At 59.4% G+C, this 23,516-nt stretch carries 19 protein-coding genes and 1 pseudogene; 15 read left to right on the top strand and 5 right to left on the bottom strand.

All coding sequences use genetic code 11. The features are described from left to right. From LFL96_RS27365 to LFL96_RS27345, 5 genes are read right to left on the bottom strand one after another with little or no spacing between them, the layout of a single operon-like run. On the bottom strand, positions 1 to 1,032 hold the full coding sequence (locus LFL96_RS27365) for a histidine kinase (RefSeq protein WP_281000983.1): 1,032 nt from the start codon (positions 1,030 to 1,032) through the stop codon (positions 1 to 3). Between the two features lie 27 nt (positions 1,033 to 1,059). Continuing rightward, positions 1,060 to 2,253, bottom strand: coding sequence for a hypothetical protein (locus tag LFL96_RS27360; protein ID WP_281000981.1), 1,194 nt, complete (start codon positions 2,251 to 2,253; stop codon positions 1,060 to 1,062). A gap of 56 nt (positions 2,254 to 2,309) precedes the next feature. After that, positions 2,310 to 3,086 (bottom strand): outer membrane lipoprotein-sorting protein, encoded by a 777-nt coding sequence (locus LFL96_RS27355; RefSeq protein ID WP_281000978.1) that lies wholly within the window; start codon positions 3,084 to 3,086, stop codon positions 2,310 to 2,312. 16 nt (positions 3,087 to 3,102) lie between these two features. Continuing rightward, positions 3,103 to 4,500: an FtsX-like permease family protein gene (locus LFL96_RS27350; protein WP_281000976.1), complete on the bottom strand. Its 1,398-nt coding sequence runs from the start codon at positions 4,498 to 4,500 to the stop codon at positions 3,103 to 3,105. A 2-nt stretch (positions 4,501 to 4,502) separates the two neighbouring features. After that, on the bottom strand, positions 4,503 to 5,189 hold the full coding sequence (locus LFL96_RS27345) for an ABC transporter ATP-binding protein (protein ID WP_281003874.1): 687 nt from the start codon (positions 5,187 to 5,189) through the stop codon (positions 4,503 to 4,505). Positions 5,190 to 5,856: 667 nt separating this feature from the next. Between LFL96_RS27345 and LFL96_RS27340 the strand changes: the two genes are divergently transcribed. The 15 genes and pseudogenes from LFL96_RS27340 to LFL96_RS27275 all read left to right on the top strand — a co-directional run bounded on the left by LFL96_RS27340 (position 5,857) and on the right by LFL96_RS27275 (position 23,495). Further along, positions 5,857 to 8,547: a type VI secretion system Vgr family protein gene (locus LFL96_RS27340; protein WP_281000974.1), complete on the top strand. Its 2,691-nt coding sequence runs from the start codon at positions 5,857 to 5,859 to the stop codon at positions 8,545 to 8,547. Positions 8,548 to 8,572: 25 nt separating this feature from the next. Continuing rightward, positions 8,573 to 10,516, top strand: coding sequence for an alpha/beta hydrolase (locus LFL96_RS27335; RefSeq protein ID WP_281000972.1), 1,944 nt, complete (start codon positions 8,573 to 8,575; stop codon positions 10,514 to 10,516). Positions 10,517 to 10,596: 80 nt separating this feature from the next. Then, the gene (locus LFL96_RS27330; protein WP_281000971.1) at positions 10,597 to 11,556 is read left to right on the top strand and encodes a T6SS immunity protein Tli4 family protein; all 960 of its coding nucleotides are present in this window, start codon (positions 10,597 to 10,599) and stop codon (positions 11,554 to 11,556) included. A gap of 11 nt (positions 11,557 to 11,567) precedes the next feature. Beyond that, complete coding sequence (locus tag LFL96_RS27325; protein WP_281000969.1) at positions 11,568 to 11,855, top strand: PAAR domain-containing protein; 288 nt, start codon at positions 11,568 to 11,570, stop codon at positions 11,853 to 11,855. A 229-nt stretch (positions 11,856 to 12,084) separates the two neighbouring features. Beyond that, positions 12,085 to 13,119: a T6SS immunity protein Tli4 family protein gene (locus tag LFL96_RS27320; RefSeq protein WP_281000967.1), complete on the top strand. Its 1,035-nt coding sequence runs from the start codon at positions 12,085 to 12,087 to the stop codon at positions 13,117 to 13,119. 11 nt (positions 13,120 to 13,130) lie between these two features. Continuing rightward, a pseudogene (locus LFL96_RS37085) lies at positions 13,131 to 13,211 on the top strand (PAAR domain-containing protein); the annotation flags it as partial. Between the two features lie 144 nt (positions 13,212 to 13,355). Further along, a complete protein-coding gene (locus tag LFL96_RS27315) occupies positions 13,356 to 14,393 on the top strand; it encodes a T6SS immunity protein Tli4 family protein (RefSeq protein WP_281000965.1) in 1,038 nt (345 codons plus the stop codon). A gap of 365 nt (positions 14,394 to 14,758) precedes the next feature. Then, on the top strand, positions 14,759 to 15,445 hold the full coding sequence (locus tag LFL96_RS27310) for a DNA alkylation repair protein (protein WP_281000962.1): 687 nt from the start codon (positions 14,759 to 14,761) through the stop codon (positions 15,443 to 15,445). Between the two features lie 382 nt (positions 15,446 to 15,827). Beyond that, the gene (locus LFL96_RS27305) at positions 15,828 to 18,218 is read left to right on the top strand and encodes a HAMP domain-containing protein (protein ID WP_281000960.1); all 2,391 of its coding nucleotides are present in this window, start codon (positions 15,828 to 15,830) and stop codon (positions 18,216 to 18,218) included. Between the two features lie 85 nt (positions 18,219 to 18,303). After that, positions 18,304 to 19,038 carry a methyl-accepting chemotaxis protein gene (locus tag LFL96_RS27300; RefSeq protein ID WP_281003812.1) on the top strand — a complete coding sequence of 245 codons (735 nt, stop codon included), beginning with the start codon at positions 18,304 to 18,306 and terminating at the stop codon, positions 19,036 to 19,038. Beyond that, complete coding sequence (locus LFL96_RS27295) at positions 19,035 to 19,574, top strand: hypothetical protein (RefSeq protein WP_281003811.1); 540 nt, start codon at positions 19,035 to 19,037, stop codon at positions 19,572 to 19,574. The genes LFL96_RS27300 and LFL96_RS27295 overlap by 4 nt, the downstream gene beginning before the upstream one ends. A gap of 47 nt (positions 19,575 to 19,621) precedes the next feature. Beyond that, complete coding sequence (locus LFL96_RS27290) at positions 19,622 to 20,593, top strand: chemotaxis protein CheX (RefSeq protein ID WP_281003810.1); 972 nt, start codon at positions 19,622 to 19,624, stop codon at positions 20,591 to 20,593. Positions 20,594 to 20,613: 20 nt separating this feature from the next. Then, positions 20,614 to 20,979: a response regulator gene (locus LFL96_RS27285; RefSeq protein WP_281003809.1), complete on the top strand. Its 366-nt coding sequence runs from the start codon at positions 20,614 to 20,616 to the stop codon at positions 20,977 to 20,979. Between the two features lie 288 nt (positions 20,980 to 21,267). Then, positions 21,268 to 22,122, top strand: a complete 855-nt coding sequence (locus LFL96_RS27280) for a class II glutamine amidotransferase (protein ID WP_281003808.1) — start codon at positions 21,268 to 21,270, stop codon at positions 22,120 to 22,122. A gap of 209 nt (positions 22,123 to 22,331) precedes the next feature. Beyond that, a complete protein-coding gene (locus tag LFL96_RS27275; protein WP_281003807.1) occupies positions 22,332 to 23,495 on the top strand; it encodes a porin in 1,164 nt (387 codons plus the stop codon). The last annotated feature ends 21 nt before the right edge of the window (positions 23,496 to 23,516 follow it).

Genomic DNA, 23,516 nt, shown 5'->3' with positions numbered 1-23,516 from the left:
TCAAGGCATTGGAATAAGCAGGCTCGCAGTCACGCCACGTGAGGCATTGGAATTGACGGATAACGATGCGGCGTCGCCATAAAGACTTTGAAGGCGCGCACGCACGTTTGCCAGTCCGACGCCACCATGCAACCGGGTGCTGTTGCCCAGGCCCACTCCCGTATCGGCCACGCTCAACTTTAAAACACCTTCTTCCCGATGGGCGGCAATAACAATCTCACCGCCGTGAATGGCAGGCTCGATGCCGTGAATCACGGCGTTTTCGACGAGCGGCTGCAGCAATAACGGCGGGAGCGCTACTTGGTGAAGCGCTTCCGGGACAGAAATCGTATAACGCAAACGCTTCTCGAGACGCATGGAAGCAATGCTGAGCAGCGCCTCAACCAGTTCGAGTTCCTCGTTGAGGTGTGACACGGGCTTGCGCGTGCGTCCGAGGCTCGCGCGCAAATAGCGGTTCAGGCTGTCCAGCATGGCCGACGCGCGTGCCGAGTCGCGCTCGATCAGGCTTTGAACATTCGCCAGCGTGTTGAAAAGAAAATGCGGTTCTATCTGCGCCTGGAGCAGCGCGAGACGCGCGGCAGTTTCCGATTGCTTCAATTCGGCCGCTTCCCTGCGCTGGGTTTCGAGCGCGGCACGCATGTGGGAGGCACGCACGAACACCGAGGTGAAGGCGCAGATCAGCGCCGCCACCAGAAAGGAAGGCGCGAACGCGAGCCACGTCGCCATACTGGTACGTTCGAGAAGCGGTGGCGCATGTGCTGCCGTCATGCCGGCGACCTCCACGCCGACCACCACGCTAACGGGCGCGATGAACAATACCTGTATGAGCATGCCGAGCCTGCCATTAGCGAACCGGCTGACCAGTTGGTTGAGAAAAAGCGCGCTGAATCCGATCGCGTTCGAACTGATCAGATAGGAAAAAAGCGGCGCTTTACGACTGCCGGCCCAAAAAATCACAGCAATAAGGCAATTCAGCAGCACGACGCTAGTCAGGAAAGCGGCTCGGCCTCTTCGGCTTGTTCCAAATCCCATCCATGTGGCTAATCTGCTTTGCATCTTTTAGTAGTAGAAGGTCATCAGTGCTTGCACGACTTGCGATTGCGTTTGCGCACCGTAGTTACTGTACGAAGCGCCGTGATTGGTCTGCCATTGGAACGCGAGATCGATGCGGGGCCAATGGTAGCGTGTTTCGAGCCATGTGAAATAGCTATGGTCCACGAGGTCGAGGCGTGCCATGGCTGAGAGATCGAGATGTCGCACGAGCGCATCTTGCCAGCTTGCATAGAGGAAAAGCGACTGCCGGGTCGTCAATGCCTGAGTGCTTGCCGCCGTGTTGCGATATTGCCAGTAGCGCGCTGGGTCACTGTCCAGTGCGTCCCAGGTGGCGCGGTCGGCACTCGTGCCGTCGTAGTCGTATTCCAGTGTGACGGAAAGCTTGTTGGGGAACGTGTGCGTGAGTCCGGTCGCCAGTTTTGAATGGAAGCTGGCAGGCTGCGCCGGGTCGGCGAGCTCACCGCTGCGGCCACCCGCGTATTCGATAAATCCGACGGTCGAATCGCCCAGTAACGTGGTCAGGTTGACGCCGACTTGCGGCGCGATCCCAGCCCCGCCATAAAGCAACCACTGAGGCGCGAACTCGCCGACCAGACGTTGGGTTTCACTGAGCATGTAGCGGAAGTTCTGGTTCGTTGCGCCGAAATCGGGATCGAATGGCGCATCGCTCGGGTTGTGCTGGAGCGGCGGAGAGACGAGCGCGGACATCGAACCGCCGGTCCATAGCAGTTGACTACGCAGCATCACACTGCCCTGACGGTTCTCTCGCAGGCTGGTGGGATCGATAGACACGACGGAACGTATCGCATTGGTTTTGAAGAAGTCCGTTGGATTGAAACCGGCGGCGACACCTTCGCGCAGGTTGATACGGCCGGCGTCGACAATGACCGCCTGACTGGGTTGCCAACTCAGATAGGCCTGTTTCAACGTGTCGACAATGTTGTACTGCCCCGAAGGGCTGCGCCACCCGGCATCCACGCGATTGGCCAGCACGGCTTGCCAATCGCTTGCCAGTTTGCTGCTGTAATCGACGCTTGCGGAGACACGGGCGTTGTCGTTGAGCTCTACGTGGTTGGTCTGGCTGACCGGCGAGTAGTTGCCCGTGGCGAATTCGAATGCCGCCTGCCAGTCGCGGTGATTGACCGGCGCGGCGGTCGCCGAATCGGCGAGCATGAGTGGATCCGCGTCGCCCGATGCCATGGCCGGGCTCGCTGCCGACATACACCCCAACGCGATCGCGATCAAATGGCGCATTTTTACTGCGCTTTGAAACGCGGAAGGTACGCGCGTTGCAACCACGAATCGGGTATCTCGCGCCACGCGTAGTCGCCATAACGCATGACGGTGACCCAGGCGGGATCGAGGCCGTCGATGATGATCATCTCAGTCGGACGCGTCATGCCGAGTGCCGTCTGGAATCGACGGAAATACGTGGTTTTCAGCAAGTTGCCGCTCTCCGACATGAAGCGGGCCTTGATCGGCCATTTGCTTGCGCCGTCGATCCAGAGTTCGATGGCGTGATAGGTCACATCCGCCGTACGCGCGGTCAGGTCCAGTTTGTAGCAGTGCCGGGTCTGGCGGTCGCCGTCGGCGATATCTTCCTCGCCGCTCAGCTTCGCGTCGTAGTCTCTCGCCCAGTTCACGGTCACGACGTCACCGTTGGACGCCTGTCCCAACAAGCGCTGTTGCGGCGACAGGCGCACGCTGGCCTGACTCGACGGGTCATAGAACCAGAGGTCGTTGCCGTTCTTGAGCAACAGTTTGTTCGTATCGCGAGCGGGACTCTGAAACTGGACGAGACTCCGGAATTGACCGTCGGCGGGATCGGCCTTCGAATACACGGTCAACACGTCAGTCGCCGTTTGCTGCCCCTGACGAAACTCGATGAGGGTGGTGGTCAGGCTGAACGGTTTGTCGGGATTGCGGATGGCGTCGCTGTCGATCAGCAGTTGTTGTGCGGAAGGCACGGCGCCGAAGGCGGTGGATGCAATCAGCAGAGCACCGGCAAGCGTAATGAGCGATCTGATCTTCATGGTGGTCTCCGATGTATCAGGCGAAGCGCAGCGAATCGACGATGGGCATACGGGCTGCCCGGCGAGCCGGCCACCATGCCGAGAATGTTGCGACCAGCACCACGCCGATCGCATAGCGCGCGATCATCGCGGTTTCGCCCCATACGCGTACTGTCAACGCGACGGGTTCAGTCTGGCCAGGCGGTACCCAATGCAGGCCGGCGTGATTGATCAACGCAGCGGCCCCTAGGGCGCACAAGACACCGACGGCGGCGCCGCAGACGCCAAGCAGAAAACCCTCGTAGACGAACATCCGCCGGATGCCGGCGCGCCGCACGCCGATTGCGCGCAATGTGCCGATTTCATGGGTCCGCTCCATGACTGCCATATTCATGGTGTTGCTGACCGTGAACATGACGACGGTCGCGATCAGCACGGCGATGAAGCCGAACACCGCGCCGAACATGCCGGTAATCTGGCCGTATTGCGCGTTGAGTGTGGCGAAATCCAGCACTTCGATGGGTTCGCCTCGCAACGACGACGAGAGCAACGCGTTCAGCCGCGCTCGCGCTTGCGGCAACTGATCCGTGTGATGAAGCTGCACCTCGATGGCAGTCACCTTGGGTTGCCCGCCGCCGTAGACCAATCGCTGCGCTTGGGGAAGATGGAGTTGCACGAACATGTCGTCGACTTCTTTCACGCCCTGACGCTGTGCCTGGACGACATTCAACTCGGCGATGTTGGGAGCGCCATAAGCATTCGATGCCAGCAATTCGATGTGGGCACCGGGTGTTTTCGGCTTGGCTGCGGCTTCGATGGCCGACAGCGCGGCGATGTCGGCCGGCGCGGCGGCGACCGTTTTCGGCTGGAGCGGGGCTTGCGCATCCTGTCCGCTGCAGTGGGGCACGTCGAGTCGATCGCACAGGCGCAGTACGCGCGCCACTCCCGTACCGATCACCGCGGCATCGGGGCCGCTGCCGGTGAGCTTCAACTGACTGGGGCGGCCGGGAAACCCGTAGTCATTCCACGTCCGCATGCGATTCTGATCGGCGACGACCATGCCGACACCGAACACCGTGCGCGATACACCGGCGGAAAAATTGCCCGCAATGCCGTTGACCGACAGGACCGGCGTAATGACTGTCACCAGTGAGGCCAGTTGCGGATCACCGCGCAGTACATCGATGACATGCTCATAGTTGTCGATGCCGTAAGACACCGGGTCGCCGCTGCCGTACAGAAAGTAATTGCTGTGCTGCAGTTGCAGATGCCCGCTCTGTCTGACGTAATTGCTTTGCAATCCGTAGTTGATGTCGGTTGTGTAGCCGCCGAACAGCAGCACCGCGGCGAGGCCGCTGATCATGGCGAGCATCGTGGTCGAGGAGCGGCGCCGGTTGCGCTTCAGGTTGCGGAAAGCAAGGAGGAGGGTTTTCATGGTTAGTGTCCTTCGACTGTTTCGGCGCGCCGGATTTCGACGACGCGGCCGTCGCGGATCACCACGACGTCATCCGCGCACGCGAGCACCTGTGGATCGTGTGAGGAAAACACGAACGAAGTCTGGCGCTCGAGTTGCATGTCTCGCATGAGCTTGATGATGGCGGTGCCGCTTGCGCTGTCCAGGTTCGCGGTCGGTTCGTCGGCGAGTACCAGGGACGGGTCCGTCACTAGCGCGCGGGCAATCGCGACGCGTTGCTGTTGGCCGCCCGACAGCTCTCCCGGCAAACGGTGGGCTTTATCGACGAGACCCACCGCGTCGAGCAGATCGAGGGAACGTTTGCGACGCTCTGCCTTGGGTACGCCCAGCAGCACGAGCGGGTACTCGACGTTCTCGTACGCGCTGAGTACGGGGAGCAGATTGAACGACTGGAAGACAAAACCGATGTGACGCGCCCTGAAATCCGCAAGGCGGTCGTCGGTCATCGTTTTGATGGATTGCCCTGCTATGGTCAGCTCGCCGCTTGTGACGCGATCGAGTCCGCCTAGCAGGTTCAGCAAGGTTGTCTTGCCGCTGCCGGACGGCCCGGATAGCACGGTGAAGCGATCACCGGCGATGTCGAATGACGCGTTGGCCACTGCCGCGACGGCGGCAGCGCCCTCGCCATAGATCCTTGTTACGTCGCTCAAACTGGCTGCGATCACGTGTAGCTCCAGTGTGGAATGGAAGCGCGAGGATAGGTAATGACATCGGCGGCCGGTGGGCGACGCGACGAGCGGTGCTGGAGGCGGACGGATTGCAGATACGTTCGATGGAGGTTCGCAATGGGGAGGCGCACGCGTTCGGAGGCGCGCGCGACAGCGATGCTGAATACCGCAATCCAACAGAGTTGAATGCCAAAGGTGAGGTGTTCCAGGAGAGCTCGCCAGCTCGAAGAATGGTGAGGATTTCCAGGGGGAGGCCGTCACCAGGGCAAACGGTGAGGAATTCCAGGAGACGATGCGCGGCTGGTGTTGCCGTACAAAAAAGATGCGACTTTTGGAAAATCGCCGAAAACGGACAAAAATCCCCTGTTCGTTCTTATGTAATGCGGACATCCGCTGCCGGATGTCCGCATTACGAAACACACCAACGCTGCGAACTTTTCCTTCCTCGATTGTGAGCTTATTGCGCTATTCAAATGAATAGCGGCCGCTTTCCAAGTTGCGTATGGCTCGCGCGGAAAGGCATAAAAATTCAATTCGCATTATATGGAATTAAGTCTTTTCAATTTTCTACAAAAGCGTTGTTGCTTTCGTCGTGTCGTCATACGTAAAATCGCGTCACAAAACGAACGTAACTAAATAGAGAGGCGGTATGGTTACGCGGCATGTAGGAATCGGGGCAATCAAGGGCGGTCTATCGCAGCAAGGGCGCCTGCTGAAACTGGATACGCCGGCTGGCAATAATGTATTGCTACCGCACCGCGTAACAGGACGTTCGCGCATAGGTCGTGATTTCCTTTTCATGCTCGATTGCGTTTCCGTATCGGATAACGTCGAACTCAAAACGCTGATCGCCCAGTCGGTCGCGCTCTGGATTCAACAGGTCGATGGCTCTTACCGGCCGCACAACGGTTATGTGCACACCGCACGTCGTCTAGGCGCGGATGGCAGCTTGACCAGCTATCAATTGGCATTTTCTTCGTGGATGCATTTTCTGAAGTTCCGGCGCGACCAGCGGCACTGGCAGGATAAGAGTGTCGACGAAATCGTCGCTGACGTCTTCAATCAGCATCCGCAGGCGCAAGGTTTGTACCGCTTCGCCCTGTCAAAATCGCTGCCTGCACGTTCGTATTGCCGACAGGATGATAGCGACTGGAATTTCGTGCATCGACTGCTGGAATCCGAGGGACTTTATGGCTTCTGGCAGCAAGCAGCCGATGGCAAGTCGCACACGCTTGTCATCACCGATCGCCTCGAAACCTTTGAGATGCTGTCGCCCGCAACGGTTGGCTTTTATCGTGCAGGCACAGGAAGCGAAGCCGACGCACTCACCCAGTGGTCGGGTACGCGGACGCTGCAATCCGTCCTGCTGTCCACACGCACCTTCGACTACAAAATTCCGCCGACTCCGTTCAATCCCAAGGCAACGTCCGTCCCGACACAGGAAAATCAAGGCGCGTTGCCTGCTCAAACGGAAGTTTACGAATACACCGGTGGCTACAGCTATCCCGACCAGAACCGGGGCGATCAGCTATCGAAGATTCGCATGGAGGAGTGGGAGTCACGGGCGAAGCGGTTTCATGGCATGGGCAGCCTGCGAGCGGTGGACGCTGGACAGCGGTTCACGCTCTCAGGACACCCGGAGCACGATCAGGATAGGGCGGATCAGCGTGAATTTGCGACCATTGAAGTCGAATGGGCCATCGAAAACAATTTGCCACTTGCCGGGCACGACGCGAACTACCCTCATAGCCTGAGTAACCAGCTCGCTTTGGCTCGTGCCGATGATACCGCCCTGACATTTGGTGTGAGCTTCGCGGACGGGTCCACGGGTTTCTATCGCGTGGGCATTGAAGCGCAACGGACTACAGTGCCGTACCGCAGTCCATTCGAACACGCCAAGCCTGAAGCGAAGCTGGAATCGGCAATCGTGGCCGGCCCAAAGGGACAGGAAGCGTATACCGACGAATTGAACCGGGTGAAGGTTCTCTTCGTTTGGGATCGCATCAACCTGGGTGACGAACGTGCATCGTGTTGGGTACGCGTCGCGCAGTCGGACACCGGCGACGGCTACGGCGGCGTTCATATGCCTCGCGCCGGCGAGGAACTGCTTATCGGCCATATTGGAAACGATATTGACCGTCCGATAGCACTTCATCGTGTTTATAACGGCACGGCGAAACCGCAGTGGCATTCAAACGCGCTGCTTTCAGGTTACCAATCCAAAGAGTTCGGTGGCACGGGCTATAACCAGCTTGTCATGGATGACTCGACGGGCCAGAACCGCATGCGAATCATGAGTAGTCACGGCATGAGCATGCTCCACGTCGGGTATCAGATTGTTCAGAACGGTAATTCGCGAGGTGCCTATACCGGTAGCGGATTCACGCTGCGAACCGACTATGCTGGCGCGGTCCACGCAACCGACGGGCTGTATATCACCACGCATCGGATTGGCGCAGACGATCAACCGCTGGACACTACTGAACCACGTGAGATTCTGGCGCGGGCGGATTTGCTGGTGGAATCGTTGTCTTCCGCGAGTTCGACCGCCAAGGCGGAGGATTTGAAGCCCAGTCAGGAGGCACTTGCGCAGTTTGCCAAGGCGACCCAGCACGGCAAGGCTGGCACTACGAATGGCGGCGTCACCGCGGGCGGCGGAACGGGCAACGCAAATGGTTTCGCTAAGCCCGTCATGCTGGTATCGAGTCCGGAAAGCATGGGCTTCACGACGCACGCGTCGATACAGGTGGTGGCGGATGATCATTTGAACCTTGTCAGCGGCAAGGACACTTACTGGGCCGTTGGAAAATCGTTGGTTGCCAGCGTTGCGGACAAGATCAGTTTATTCGTACAACGCGCAGGTATGAAACTGATCGCGGGAAAGGGGGCGATCGATATTCAGGCGCTTTCCGATCAAATGCGACTGCTCTCGGAACTTGGCCTGTCGCTCAAGAGCAATAACGGTAGCATCGAGATCGACGCGAAAACCGAGTTGATGCTCAAGTGCGGGGGCTCCTACATTCGCATCACGCCGCAAGGTATCGAAGACGGCACGCGTGGTGCGCGCACCATCAAATCGGCTTCGTTCAGCCGCCAGGGACCGAGCTCGGTGGCCGAGCATCTGAACAGCCTCGACAAGCCGGCATTCAACGACAAGTATCTGTTGCGCGACCGTATTTCAGGCGATCCATTAAAAAACCATCCGTACGAAATCATACGTGCGGACGGCTCTCGTTTGAGTGGAGTAACTGACGAGCTAGGCCACACCAGCGAACAGAAGAGCAACGATATCGAAACCGTGGTGATCCGGGCGTTACGACCTGGCAAGAGCGGCGCCTGAGCGGACCAAACATAAGCGAGAATCCATGAGCAATACTCAGTCCGACAGTGCGGGCACAACTGACGAGACGTCCAGCGACGACGCCGAACAGGAGGTCGTGCGCCTGGCGTCGAAGACGGATAAAGACGGCCACTCTGCCGCGCAGGCTCCACTAACACCAGCCGACGACACGCGCGTCAAGGAGACTCTGCACTGTGTGCGTCCTACCATCCCGGTGATTTTCATCCCGGGAGTGATGGGCTCACCGCTGGCTACCAAGGACAGCGGCGACATGGCATGGTCTGCACCGAACACCGACACGATAACTTCAGGCCTCGCGGGGCTGTGTTCCCTTATCGCGGGATGGTTTCGTAGTGCGTCGTCGCGCGAAAAACTTTTCGATCCTCATACCGTCACGGTGACGCCGCTCGGTCCGCTGATCGACCTTGACAAGGACAGCCCACTTACCAAGGACGAGGCACGGCGCCGCGGCTGGGGGTCGGTCTACCGGAGTAGCTATCAACCTGTCCTGTTGTGGCTCGAACAACAGTTGAACAACCCGAAGCATCTTGGCAAGTTGCAGGGCGCGTGGATCAATGGCGATCCTACGGGAGAGAAATGGGCGCTGCATCCCGTGCTAGGCACCGATCCCAAGACGTATGGCGCATTCGGCGAGGGGCAGGCGATCACCGAAGGCTCTGCGGAATTCAATAAGTTCGTGAAGTATGCCTATCGCGTTTACGCGATCGGGTACAACTGGTTGCAGTCCAACAATGATTCCGCAGGCGACGTGATGAGCGGTTTGGACGTCGTTGATCCGAAGACAAAGAAGACGACCCGTCTAATGGGCGTGAGCGAAATCTGCAAGGAAAACGATACAGGCAAGGCCATCATTCTCACGCATTCGATGGGTGGTCTGGTGGGCCGCTTTGCCGTGTTAAATCACGGACTTGAGGATCTGGCACACGGCATCTTCCACGGTTGTCAACCGGCGACGGGCGCACCGCTGGCCGCGAAGCGGTTCAAAACCGGCGGTGGTCCTGAGGGAGGCTTCAATGGTTTTATCAATGGCAGTCTGCTCGGACGCGATGCGGACGAGTTTATGGCCGTGATGGCAAACGCGCCGGGGCCGATGGAGTTGACGCCGATGCCGGATTATCACAATGGCGCGCCTTGGTGGATTTTTGCGCGGCCAGATGGGACGGTACTGATGCAGTTTCCCGAGGAGGGGGACGCAGCAAGAGAGTTGTATCTGAAGGACGCGTGGTACGGTTTGCTGCCCAGCGAAAAACAGCTAGACCCCGCTGGCATTGTGCAGGACCGGCTCAAGGATCTTGGGAAAAAAGATACATTGATAACGAACTATAAGAACATGGTCGTAGATGTCGTTACGAATCAGAGTCAATTGAGAAATCGTTACCACAGTACGACATACGTGGCGTATGGCGAGGGCGGACTTGACTTCCGACCTTCGAATTCCGGTGCGGCATCAGAGGCCAGCGGCAGCAAACCGACGATTGAGAAGGGAGAGTTGACGAAGGAACTCTTGACGTGGGGTAATGCAATCTGGACCGGAGACGTGCCTTCAGATGTCACGGAGGACGATCTCAAGCACGCCAAGTTGCTTAACGATTCTGGCAGGGGGGAAATTCGCGTGCTCGTGTCGAAGCACAATCTTAGCGTCACGTTTACGGTTCAGAAAACGAATACTTTACCCGACGTGAATCTAAAGACCGACTGGGACAAGGTCGCTAGCAAGACTGGAATAATTCGCGGTGACGGTACAGTGCCGGCTTGGTCGGCAGACGCACAGGCGCGTGGGCTGAAACCCGGTGTTCCAGGTGAGCCGGCTAAAGGCGTTCAGATGGCATTTGTGCAGGGGGGGTACGAACATATGAAGAGTAATGCACATCCTTGGACACATTGGGCGATGCTATACAGTGTCGTCCAGATTGTGAATGGCGAGGATGTTCCGGTACCGGGGAATTAGTAATGAATCGTATTGGTCGCTGTCTCTTTCTTCTGGTAGGTCTTTGCATCTGCTCCTTCGCGTCTTCCGTGGAACCAACGATGAACAATCCCCTCCTTTCCAAGCTACGTCCGTGGTGTATCGGTCGCCTTATGTTTGACCGACCGGCGTCAAGCGAACTATCGAATCAGACCTATGAATGGCGAGGGGAGAAACTTGAGACCACTCGTGATGTGTCAACTGAGGCCTATCGCACTAAGGTCGATGCTCGAGAGCACGAATTGCGCACAAAGCAACGAGTCAACCCGTCCAATCTGGATGAAAAGACTGGCCACGCGTGGCTGGAAACGGCATTCTCTCCCGTCAGTGAATCACGAGTCTTTGTCTATCAGAAGGGCATAGTAAAGGGTGTTAAGTTACCGTTTTATTCTGAAGGCTACATCCTTTCTGATAAAACACTCTTCCATACGACCGGCACCATAGGCGAGGACGGCCTGGATATTTCCCAAGGCGTCTATGACGACATGTATCGCCGCATTAAGTCACGCGATAACTGGACGGTACCGACCGAGTCAGGTTTTTGTTTTGATGGTGGCATCGTCACCGGATCGTCACGATATCCAGAAGATGTCAGTCAGTCGTTCGCATTGGTGCCGGGCAGGCCCGCATTGCTGTTAATGAAGACGCGAGAATCTTACGACAGAGACCAAAGTCAGCCGCTTACCAAGAACCTGTCCGACTTACGCGCACAACTCGATCGCATGCCCGGCAGCTATCGCATCCTGCGCAAAGGAAAACGGGTGGTCGCCGGCATGGACGCGGAAGAGGTCCTTTTTGAACTTCACGACGGCCCTGTGACGGTCTTCCGTTTCTATCTGCTGGCGCCAGGCAATCCTGCGACGCTGGCACAACCGCATACGTCGGTTGAACTGTTATTGGGCGCACCCTCGCAGGGCGGCTTGCCACCCGATCAGGCAACCTCGCCGGTCGACGAGGCAGGTGCGCTGCAACTATGGGATACCTTGCTGAACAGTCTGCGTGTCAGACCAGGCGCAGTGTAAAAAGGCGAATGATGCGACGTTACGACATCGTAAAGGGAGATCTCACGACGGTAGGCGGTATCGTACAGGGAGGTGACGGTCACGATCTTCTCAGCGGCCGGGAGCAAGCATACGAAACCGACCCCGTCTGGTGTCCCGTTTGCAAAACGATGGGACAGATCAAATGCGAGGGGCCTCGCATTTCCACGACAGGACCGGATGGGCGGCAAGCGGCGTTGAGCGATGATTTATGCGTTTGTCTCTGTACGCCCCACCCTCATCTTGTGCCGTCGCAGGAAACGTCTTACGTCGACGTGTAGTGAGGTCGTGGCCGTATCTGCTACGAGAATGGCTGGAGGGCAGTCGATGCGAGTCAGTAGCTACGTTTAGCAAACGTGTATGCGCCGATGCTTTCGTCGTGGCCCTTGCGACGAGAGTGTTGGGGCGGATATTAAGAGCGGTCCAATAAAACTATCAATCATGCACTTTCAATTTCGGAAGAGAGCGCGTTTGGCCAAAGAACGGCATAGACACCGCAGGAGTTTGCCCATGAGTTATGTCCATCATCTCTTTCCGCTCCTGACAGGACTTTGCATTTACTCTTCCGCATTCTGCATCGAACCAGCTCCGAACAATCCCTTGCTATCCGACTTGCGCCCGTGGTGCATCGGTCGCCTCGTGTTCGACCGACCTGCCTCGAGCGAAATTTCAGATGAGAGCTACGAATGGCGGGGTGACAAGTTGGAGACTACCCACGGCTCGACGTTCGAAACTTACAGCGCAAAAATCAAGGCCAGGGAAAATGAACTCCGAACCAAGCAACGCTTTTATCCTGCCAAACTGGACGTAAAAACCGGGAAAGCATGGCTTGAGAAAGCTTTTTCGCCCGTCGAAAACTCACGAGTTTTCGTCTATCAGGAGGCTGCGGCAGCAGTGCCGCTGCCTTTTAAAACAGAAGGCTATCTCTTCGCAAATCACACACTTTTTCATACGATCGGTGGTATTGGTGAAGATGGTCTTTACGACGCTGAAAATATATACAACGACATCTATAGACGCATCAAAGCGCGGGACAACTCGGTAGTGCCCACGGAATCGGGCTTCTGCATCGACGGCGGAATCGTCGCGGGGACGTCTACTCACACTGAGGAGGTGAGCCAGTCGTTTGCGCTGATGCCGGGTCGAGCAGCACTGTTGCTGATCAAGCTTCGTGATTCGATGGATGACGATCAAGGACATCCACTCACCAAGAACCTGTCCGACTTACGTGCACAACTCAATCGCATGCCCGGCAGCTATCGCATCCTGCGCAAAGGAAAACGGGTGGTCGCCGGCATGGACGCGGAAGAGGTCCTGTTTGAACTTCACGACGGCCCTGTGACGGTCTTCCGTTTCTATCTGCTGGCGCCAGGCAATCCTGCGACGCTGGCACAACCGCATACGTCGGTTGAACTGTTATTGGGCGCACCCTCGCAGGGCGGCTTGCCACCCGATCAGGCAACGTCGCCGGTCGACGAGGCGGGCGCGCTGCAGCTATGGGATACCTTGCTGAACAGTCTGCGTGTCAGACCAGGCGCAGTGTAAAAAGGCGAATGATGCGACGTTACGACATCGTAAAGGGAGATCTCACGACGGTAGGCGGTATCGTACAGGGAGGTGACGCTAGCAATCTTCTCAACGAAAACCGATCGTAACCTTCGCGACGGGAGCGCTAGGGTGGATATCCAGAGCGGTCCAATGAACCTATTACTCATGGACTTTTAAGCTTCAGAAGAGAACGCCCTTGGTTCAGAACGACATAGATACCCGAGAGCTTGCTCATGAATAACCTATTTCGTCTCTTTCCCCTCCTGACGGGTCTTTGCATCTATTCCTCCACATTCTGCGTCGAACCAGTCACGAACAATCCCTTGCTATCCAATTTGCGCCCGTGGTGCATCGGTCGCCTTGTGTTCGACCGGCCCGCATCGAGCGAAATATCGAATGAGACCTACGAATGGCGCGGCGAGACGCTGGAAACAACACGCAACACTGCGAGGGAAACCTACCTTGCCAAGGTTGAGGCACGAGAAAGCGAGTTGCGTCTCAAGCAACGCTATAACCCGGTCAAACTCGATGAGAAAACCGGACGATCATGGCTGGAAAAAACCTTCTCGCCCGTCAGTGATTCAAGGGTTTTTATCTATCAGGAGGGAGAGGCAAAGTCCGTGAAATTGCCGTTCGAGTCGGAGGGCTACATTTATTACGATCGCACTCTCTTCCACACGACGGGACGCATTGGGCCGACCGGTCTCGATATCTCGGAGAGTATCTATAAGGACATGTACCGCCGCATCAAAGCCCGCGACAACTGGACTGTACCCACCGAACCAGGCTTTTGCTTCAACGGCGGAATCGTCTCTGGATCATCAACATATCCCGAAGACGTCAGCCAATCATTCGCGCTGATGCCAGGCAGGCCCGCCCTCCTGCTCATCAAAATGCGGGAAGCGTATAGCGAAGACCAGACCCAACCGCTCTTCAAGAATCTCTCCGCGCTTAGTTCGCGGCTCAATCACATGCCCGGCAGCTATCACGTGCTGCGCAAAGCCAAACGCAAAATCGCCGGCATGGACGCCCAGGAAATTCTCTTCGTACTTCACGATGGCCCCGTCACGGCCTTCCGTTTCTATCTGTTGGCGCCGGGTAATCCCGCGACGCTGACACAGCCGCATACCTCGATTGAGCTGCTGCTAGGTGCGCCTTCACAAAGCGACCTGCCGCCTGGCCAGGCTACGTCGCCGGTCGACGAAGCGGGAGCGCTGCAACTGTGGGACACGCTGCTGAACAGTCTGCGCGTCAGGTCGGACGAGAGTTAATCGACGTCGATGGGAACGACTCAAGCCGACGACATCCCGCGCAATGGTGAGGATTTCCAGGGGATGACGTGACTTTAGCCAAAGGTGAGGTGTTCCAGGAGAGCTCGCCAGCTCGAAGAATGGTGAGGATTTCCAGGGGGATGCGCGCCTGGCAAGTGCCGAAATACAGCGATAAGAGAAGCCGAATCGCCAAAGGTGAGAATATTCGGGAGACGCTCGGGTGAGAATATCGCTACTTGTGTGCGCACTTCAAAATCAAAGGTGAGAGAATTCGGGAGCCCGAAGCGGGTCGAATCGTCGTCCCGGTCCAACCGTATTTCAACGATGACTGCTCGCAGCGAAACACACTCGGAGCGCTCCCCGCCATGACCCCCAAAACCTTCGCCAAGGAAATCAAAGCCGCACTCGCACCGCACACCGACGCCGAACGTGCCCCCGCGATGCGCGCCTACATGCGGGATCAATTCGACTTTCTCGGCATCCCCACGCTGTTGCGCAGGCAAGCGGTCCTCCCGATCTTCAAGCAACTGAAGGTCGACGACGCCGCGCATATGCTCGCCTGCGCCGATGCGGTATGGGCTCTCCCGGCGCGCGAATATCAATACGTCGCGACCGATCTGCTGGCGCGCAAATGGAAGACCCTCGCCATCGCGGACATCGCCCCCGTGCTGGAGATCGTGCAGCGCGCGTGCTGGTGGGATTGCGTCGATCCGCTCGCGGGCGTGGTCGGCGACGTGTTGAAAGCCGCGCGCAGTCACACGCCGCAAGCGCAAGCCGTCATGGATGCGGCACTCGAACACGACTCGCTATGGGTGCGGCGCGTCGCGATGATTCACCAACTCGGCTGGCGCGATCACACCGACGAAACGCGCCTGTTCAACTACGCACGCGCCCTGGCCGCGGAAAGCGACTTCTTCATCCGCAAGGCGATCGGTTGGGCGCTACGCGATTACGCGTGGCATCGGCCGCAGGCAGTGAGCGGCTTTCTCGCCGTGTCGGCCGATATCCTGTCGCCGCTCACCGTGCGCGAGGCGTCGAAAAATTTGGTGTAACGCGCGCAATCCGCGCATTACACTCATTTGGCGAAATAATCCTTTGCGATACTTCTTCAGCCAATCCCTATCCGCTTCCTGAAACAGAAGCGCGGCGATATGCCGCTACTAATCGCCACACCCGCGATCGCCCGCCCAACAACCCGCTCAGCAAGACCCTGCGCCAATCTCGCGAAAATGAGCGGATAACAATTAACGGCTTTCCATTCCAAAACTTTAGCGATTTATTTATCCCCTTTATTGCGCGTCAGAACACTGTAGTCATCGCTTAGTAACAAAGATCGTCAATACTCGGCGTCGCTACAAGTCAGTCCATATTTCGCACAAAAACGCGCCGCTCCGTTCGAGGGCTGACGCGAAGGCCAGACCCCGGGGGGTTCACATGACTATCCGTCATCGCATCACGCTATTGGTTGTTTTGATGTTCGTCGCCTTGTCGGCGATCGGCGGCTACGCCGTTTATCAGACGCGCGGCAGTGCCGCCGAAGTTCGCAAGGTGACCGAAGGCGTGGTGCCGAGCGCGCTCGCTTCCGCCGACCTCGTGTCGCAAGTCAAGGACGTGCAGCTGGCCACGATGACGCTGGTCTACGCCCCCGACGCGAACATGGTCTCGCAGGCGCAGGACGAGCTGAAGAAGAAAAAAGCCGCGCTGCAGCAGGCGCTGGCCTTGCAGGCGAAAGACGCCGCGAGCCACGCGCAGCAAGGTCTCGTTTCGCAGGCTAACGACAGCCTCGAAAACTATTTCTCCGCGATCGCCGAGACGGCGAAGATGAAGGCCGACGGCAAGAACGAACTGGCTCAAGCCTATCTGTTCGCCAACGTCGCGCAGTATCGCGACGAACTCGAAGGCATCGTCGAAACGCTGCGCGTCGAGAAGAACCGTCAGAAGGACGAGGCGATCACGTCGCTGAACGCCACCCTCTCCACCACCACCACGGCGATTGCCGCGGTGACGGGCATCGCGATCATCCTGCTCACGTCGATCGGTTCGCTGCTGTATCGCCAGATCACGCGTCCGCTGAGCCGCATGCAGGCGATGATGAGCGAGATCGCGTCGAGCCAGGATTTCACGCGCCGCGTGCCGGTCGGCCGCCTGGACGAGATCGGTCATTCGATCGTCGCGTTCAACGGCATGATCGAGAAGATCCAGGAAAGCTCCGCGCAGTTGAAACAGAAGACCGCCGACATTCAGGCGATGCTGCAGAACATGCAGCAGGGCATTCTGACCGTGGTCGACGGCGCCGTGATCCACTCGGAGTACTCGGCGTATCTCGAAGACATCTTCGAAACGAAGGACATTGCCGGCCGCAATCTGATGGATCTGGTGTTTGCGGATACCGATCTCGGCTCGGACGCACTCTCGCAAGTCGATGCGGCCACGCACGCGTGTCTCGGCGAGGACTGCATCAACTTCGCGTTCAACCAGCATCTGCTGGTCGGCGAAATTTCGAAGCGCATGGCCGACGGCCGCGTGAAGATCCTCGACCTGAGCTGGTCGGCGATCACCGACGAAAACGACGTGATCGTGCGCCTGATGCTGTGCGTGCGCGACGTCACCGAACTGCGCAAGCTCGCGGCCGAAGCCAGCGAACAGCGCCGCCGTCTCGACATGATCGGCGAGATTCTCGCGGTCAGCGAAGAGAAGTTCCATCACTTCATCGAAAGCTCGGCGGTTTTCGTCAGCGAGAACGAGCGCATCATCCGCAAGCATTCGGAAGCGGATCACGCGGCGATCGCCGAACTGTTCCGCAACATGCACACCATTAAGGGCAATGCGCGCACGTATAACCTGCAGCATCTGACCAACGTGGTCCACGAGACCGAGCAGAGCTATCACGAACTGCGTCAGCCGGATGCGGACCGGCCATGGGATCAGGATCTGCTGATGCAGGAACTGACGCGCGTGCGCGAGGCGATCGAAAGCTACGCGAAGATCAACGAACACAGCCTCGGCCGCAAGACCAAGGGTCTGGCCAACGAGGCAGGCAACGCCGGCCGTTACGTGATGGTCGAGAAGGACGATATCCAGAGCACGTTGAGCATGCTGGACCGGATCGACGGCAACGCGCTCCACGAATTGCAGTCGATGCGCGATACGCTGCGCCGCACGCTGCGCGCGCTCGGCAGTGTGAGCGTGAATGACGCGCTGTCCGGCGTGCTGGATTCGCTGCCGTCGCTCGCCGGCGAACTGGGCAAGCTGACGCCGAACGTGCGTATCGACGACAACGGCTACCGCCTGCGCGGTCAGGCCGGCAGCACGCTGAACGACGTGTTCATGCATCTGCTGCGCAACTCGATGGACCACGGCATCGAAACCGCCGACGTGCGCGGCGCGCACGGCAAGACGCCGGCCGGCACGATCGATATCGAAGTGGGCGTGGACGGCGGCGCGTTGCAGATCACCCTGTGCGACGACGGTCGCGGCCTCGCGCTCGAACGGATTCGCGGCATTGCCGTCGAGCGCGGCTGGATCGGCGCCGACGAAACGCCGAGCGACGAAGCGATCGCGGACTTCATTTTCCGGCCGGGCTTCTCGACCGCGGAAACGGTCACGGAAGTGTCGGGGCGCGGCGTCGGCATGGACGCGGTGCGGGCGTTCCTCAAGCGCGAACACGGCAGCATCGAACTGCATTTCACCGATGACCACAAGGGCGCGGCCTTCCGTCAATTCCAGACGGTGGTCAGCCTGCCGGACAGCTTCGCGGTCGATACGCTCGGCGTGCAGGCGCGCGGCGAAACCGGCCAGCTGCAACTCGACGCAATGGCCGATTGATGGCCGACTAAGGGCCGATTGAGGGCCACGCGAAGACTCGCTGTAGGCCCACTGAGCGCCGCCCGGCGCACTCGAAGGAAAGGTTGTGATTCAACAGTATGTCATAGCGGCGGCAGCAGGCAGCGCGATTACCGCGCTGCTCGCATTTGCGCTGCACCGGCTGCATAGCGCGAAGCTGACGGCGCGTCTGCGTGAGCAGGCCGAGGCCCGCATCGACGCGCTGACGGCCGAGCACGTGGACCACGGCGACGCGCTGCGCCAACGGGAACAGGCCGAGCAGGAACTGCAGGCGCTGACGGAGCAACTGCGCGACGAGTTGCGGCAACAGTCGTCGAGCGCCGACGAACTGCGCGCCACGCTCGACGCGTTGGCCGGCGACAAGGAACAGTGGTCGCAGCAGGCGCAGCGCATCGCCGGCGAAGCCGCGCGTCTGAAGGGACTGGGCGCAACGTTCGAGCGCTGGCACGAGCAGATGATTTCGCTGATGACGCAGAACCACGACATGCACGCGAAGAATCAGGAGCTGTCGTCGATCGTGCGGCACGTGGTGATCGTGTCGCTGAACGCGTCGATCGAAGCGGCGCGCGCGGGTCCGGCGGGCCGCGGCTTCGCGGTGGTGGCGAGCGAAGTGCGCGCGCTCGCCGCGCGCTCCGAGGAACTGTCGAAGAGCTATCGCGACAGTCTGCACCGCAACGACCTGACGACCACCTCGACGTTCCAGGACATTCAGGCGGGCGGCAAGATGATCGCGGCATCGCTCGCGAGCGTCGAATCGCTCGCCAATCAGTTTCATTCGAGGCTGAACGAGGTATCGGCGTGATTTCGGCACACGCCAGGGACAGCTTCGACCGCATTTTCCGCAAGGCGGCGCAATCGCGCCTGCCGCTGGATGCGAGCGACCCGTGCGAGATCGTGCCGATCGCCGATGCGAGCGCCGGTACGACGAAAGACACGCAGGTGGTCGTGCTGACCATTTCGTCGATCGTGTTCCGCATGCTGCTGATCCTGCATTTCGACGAAAACGACGCCGCGCGCGGCTATTACCTGAAGGAAGCCGACGAGCGTTCGTTCCAGGAAGTCTTTCTGGAGATCTGCAACCTCTGCTGTGGCGCGATGAATCAGGAACTGCTGAACGCGTTTCCCGATCTCGGCATGTCGACGCCCTATGTGCTGAACGCGCGCTGCCTGCCGCATCTGCATGAACTGAAGCCGGCGCTGTTGTCGTCGTATGCGATCACGCTGAACGGCGACGTGCGACTGGCCGCCACCGTCTGCGTGTGCGCGCATGCGCCGCTCGACTTCGTGGCGGACACGAGCGCCGTCGAGGAAACCAGCGGCGAGCTGGAACTGTTTTAACCCTTGAGTTGAATCTCAAGCCACGCGATAGCGAGCAGGAACGCGACATGAACATGAACAAACCGGTCAGCAAGGTATTGGTGCTGGACGACTGTCCGGTGCATAAGGAAGCGCTCAAGCGCTTCTGCGACGAGCACAATCTGGTCGGCGTGAAGGTCGGCAAGAGTCGCTTGCAGTCGGTGCTGCGCTCGAACATCGATCTGGGCGCGGTGCTGTTCGCCGAGAACTACGGCGGGTCGCCCGAGGCCAGCGCCGAGATCGCGATCCGCATCAACGCAGTGCGCCCGGAGCTGCCGATCATCATGCGGCGCGAGCACGACGCCGGCATGGACAGCCTGCCGGAAAGTCTGCGTCGCGTGATCTGCGCGACGTACGTCGCGCACGACATGGCGCCGCTGCGCCGCGTGATCGACGAATACATCTTCAGCCTCGACTATCCGAATGCGCTGGTGCGCGGCATCGCCGACATGACGCAGGCGATTCTCGGCGACGTGTTCAAGGATCTGATCATCACCTGCGATACGCCGTACATCGTGCGCGACCGCATCATCTTCGGCGAGGTGTTCAGCCTGATTCCGCTGGAAAGCGCGTGGTGCCGCGGCTACATGATGATGCAGGCCGAAGAGGCGCCGATCCTCGATCTGATCGATCGCTACCGGATGGTCGAACACACGCCGGACAGCGACGCGGATTTCCGCGATCTGAACGGCCTGCTCGGCGAAGTGACAAACCTGATCTGGGGGTCGTTCAAGAACCGCTATGTCGGCGACGCCGACGCATGGTCGCGCAGCCAGGTGCAGGTGCCCCTGCTGGTGAATCACAAGCACAAGTACATCTCGTTCGGCACCGGCAATCCGCAACTGTGCTTCATGTACTGGCTGAAGGACCCGCAATCGGGCCGCTCGGTCAAGCTGCATCAACGTTTCGTGTTCAGCCTGAGCTGGTCGCCGGAAGACTTCAAGGAAGTCGCCGACGACGTCGGCGCGATGGTCGAAGCAGGCGAACTGGATCTGTTCTGAGTGTTGTCAAAGGAAAAAACATGGCAAAAATTCTGGTGGTGGATGATTCGAGCACGGTGCGCGACGAAGTGGCCGGCTTCCTGAAGAAGAATGGTCTGGACGTCGACACGGCGGTGGACGGCAAGGACGGCCTCGCCAAACTGAAGAGCAGCCCCGGCATCAAGCTGGTGATCAGCGACGTCAACATGCCGAACATGGACGGCCTGACGATGGTCGAGAAGATCCGTGGCGAACTGGCGAACACCTCCGTCAACGTCATCATGCTGACGACGGAAAGCAGCCCGGCGATGAAGGAACGCGGCAAGGCGGCCGGCGTGAAAGGCTGGATCGTCAAGCCGTTCAAGGGCGATGCGGTGCTGGAAACGTTCCGCAAGCTGGCCGGCTGACCCGCGCCCGGCGGCGCCTGAGCGCACCGAAGACGCCCCTTATCCCCAAAGGTGAGGTTTTTCGGGAGCCGCTTGCCGTTCATTTGCAAAGCACGATTCGCTATAACGGCGGTCGCCGAAACACGTTAGTCTCCCCAGGAACATGAACGATCCGGGGATGACGTGTGATGACCGCCAAGACCGCAGACAAGGCCGGCGCCGTAACGGCGGTTGCAGACGTGCTCGCGTGGTTGTCGTCGCCGCACATCATGCACGCGCCGGCGCGGTCCGCCTAGGACGAGACCGGACATGTGCCAGTTGCTCGCCCTCAGTTGCGCGGAACCCACCGACGTCAGTTTCTCGCTGACCGGTTTCGCCGCGCGCGGCGGTCTCACCGACCATCATGTCGACGGCTGGGGCGTGGCGTTCTACGAGGACCGCGCGTGCCGCGTGTTCGTCGATGACAAACCGGCCTGCCAGTCGCCGGTCGCGACCTTTCTCCAACGCAATCCGATCAAGTCGCGCAACGTCGTCGCGCATATTCGCAAGGCGACCCAGGGCGGCGCGCGGGTGGAGAACTGCCATCCGTTCATGCGCGAGTTGCGCGGTCAGCAATGGGTGTTCGCGCACAACGGCGACTTGCGTCCGCTCGGTGAACCGGAAGCCGGCCCCTATGCGCCGGTCGGCACCACCGATAGCGAGGCCGCGTTCTGCTTCGTCATGAACCGTCTGTACGCGCATTTCGCCGCTCACCCCGCAGCGCGCACCGACGACGCCGACGCGCTGTTCGCCGTCATCCAGGACGCGACGCGCGCGCTGAACACCTTCGGCATCTTCAACTTCGTGTTGTCGAACGGCAGCGTGCAATTCGCGTATTGCTCGACGCGTCTGTCGTATGTGATCCGCCATTGGCCGTTTTCGAGCGCGCGCCTGGTGGACGGCGACCTCAGCGTGGACTTCGCCGAGCGCGGCACGCCCACCGATCGCACGGCGGTGATCGCCACGACGCCGCTGACCGACGAAGCGTGGACCGCCTGCCGGCCCGGCGACCTGTTGATGTTCAGCCGTGGCGCGCTGTTGCGCCGGGCACACGTTGCGGTGCCGGCCGACGTGCTCGCGTCGTCGAAATACGCGCTGTCGGAACAGTCGGCCGTGCCGGCCTGAGACCGCACCGGTTAGCGAGCGGCGCGCGAATACCGCACACATGCCGCGCCAACGTTACACCAACGCCGCCTGCCCGCGTGATGCGGCAAACTCCCCCGCCGCCGTCAAGAGCATATGAATCGAAGATTTAGTTAGTTTGCTGACACGCCCCTGTCTCGTATCGTTGCGCCAGTTTTCAACAACTAGACACCGATATGGGAACTCGAATCATGAAGCGTCTTGCACTCCTCGCCCTCCCTGCCGCCCTGCTCGCCAGCGGCGCCTACGCACAAAGCAGCGTCACGCTGTACGGCCTCGTCGATGCCGGCATCGCCTATGTGCACAACGCACAAAGCGCGAGCGGCCAGAATCAGTCGACGCTGGTGAAGTTCAGCAGCGGCAACGTCTCCGGCAGCCGCTGGGGTCTTAAGGGCACGGAAGATCTGGGCGGTGGTCTGGCAGCGGTGTTCCAGCTCGAAAACGGCTTTAACGTCGGCACCGGTACGCTTGGTCAGGGCAGCCGCGAGTTCGGCCGCAAGGCGGTGGTCGGTCTGTCGAGCAGCACGCTGGGCACGGTCACGCTGGGTCGTCAGTACGATCCGATCGTCGACCTCGTGCAAGGCCTCACCGAAGACAACTACTTCGGCGGCACCTTCGCGTCGCCGGGCGACCTGGATAACTACGACAACAGCCTGCGCGTCAGCAATTCGATCAAGTACGTGAGCCCGCTGTTCGCCGGCTTCCAGGTCGAAGCGCTGTACGGCGTCGGCGGCGTGGCGGGTGCAACCGGCAATGGCCAGACCTACAGCTTCGGCGCGGCCTACGCGAACGGTCCGCTGTCGTTGGGCGCGGGCTACTTCTACGCCAACGGCGGCAACACGACGACGAACAACGTGCGCACGTGGAACAGCAGCTCCGACACGCTGTTCAACACGGTCATCAACTCGGGCTTCGCCAGCGCGAAGTCGATTCAGATCGTGCGCGTAGGTGGTCAGTACGTGATCGGCGCGGCCACCATCGGCGCGGCGTATTCGAACACGCAGTACGCGACCGACGCGTTCTCCGCGTATCACAGCACGGCCAAGTTCAACAACGGTTCGGTGTTCTTCAACTATCAGATCACCCCGGCGTTGCGCACAGGCGTGGGCTACAACTACACGTCGCTGACGGGCCCGAGTTCGGCTCACTACAATCAGGTCAACCTCGGTGCGGATTACGCGCTGTCCAAGCGCACCGATCTGTACGCGCTGGCCGGTTACCAGAAGGCGAGCGGCAACACGCTGAACGGAAGCGGCAAGGTGGTGAACGCGCAAGCGTCGATCGGCAGTTTCGGCGTGAACTCGGGCACCAGCAGTCAGGAGCTGGCAGTGGTCGGCATCCGTCACAAGTTCTGATGTCTTGAACGAAGTTTCCGG

This window comes from Paraburkholderia sp. D15 (genome assembly GCF_029910215.1).
Taxonomy (GTDB): domain Bacteria; phylum Pseudomonadota; class Gammaproteobacteria; order Burkholderiales; family Burkholderiaceae; genus Paraburkholderia.
Note: the sequence above shows the minus strand (reverse complement) of the source record. Positions and strands in the feature narration are given on the sequence as shown.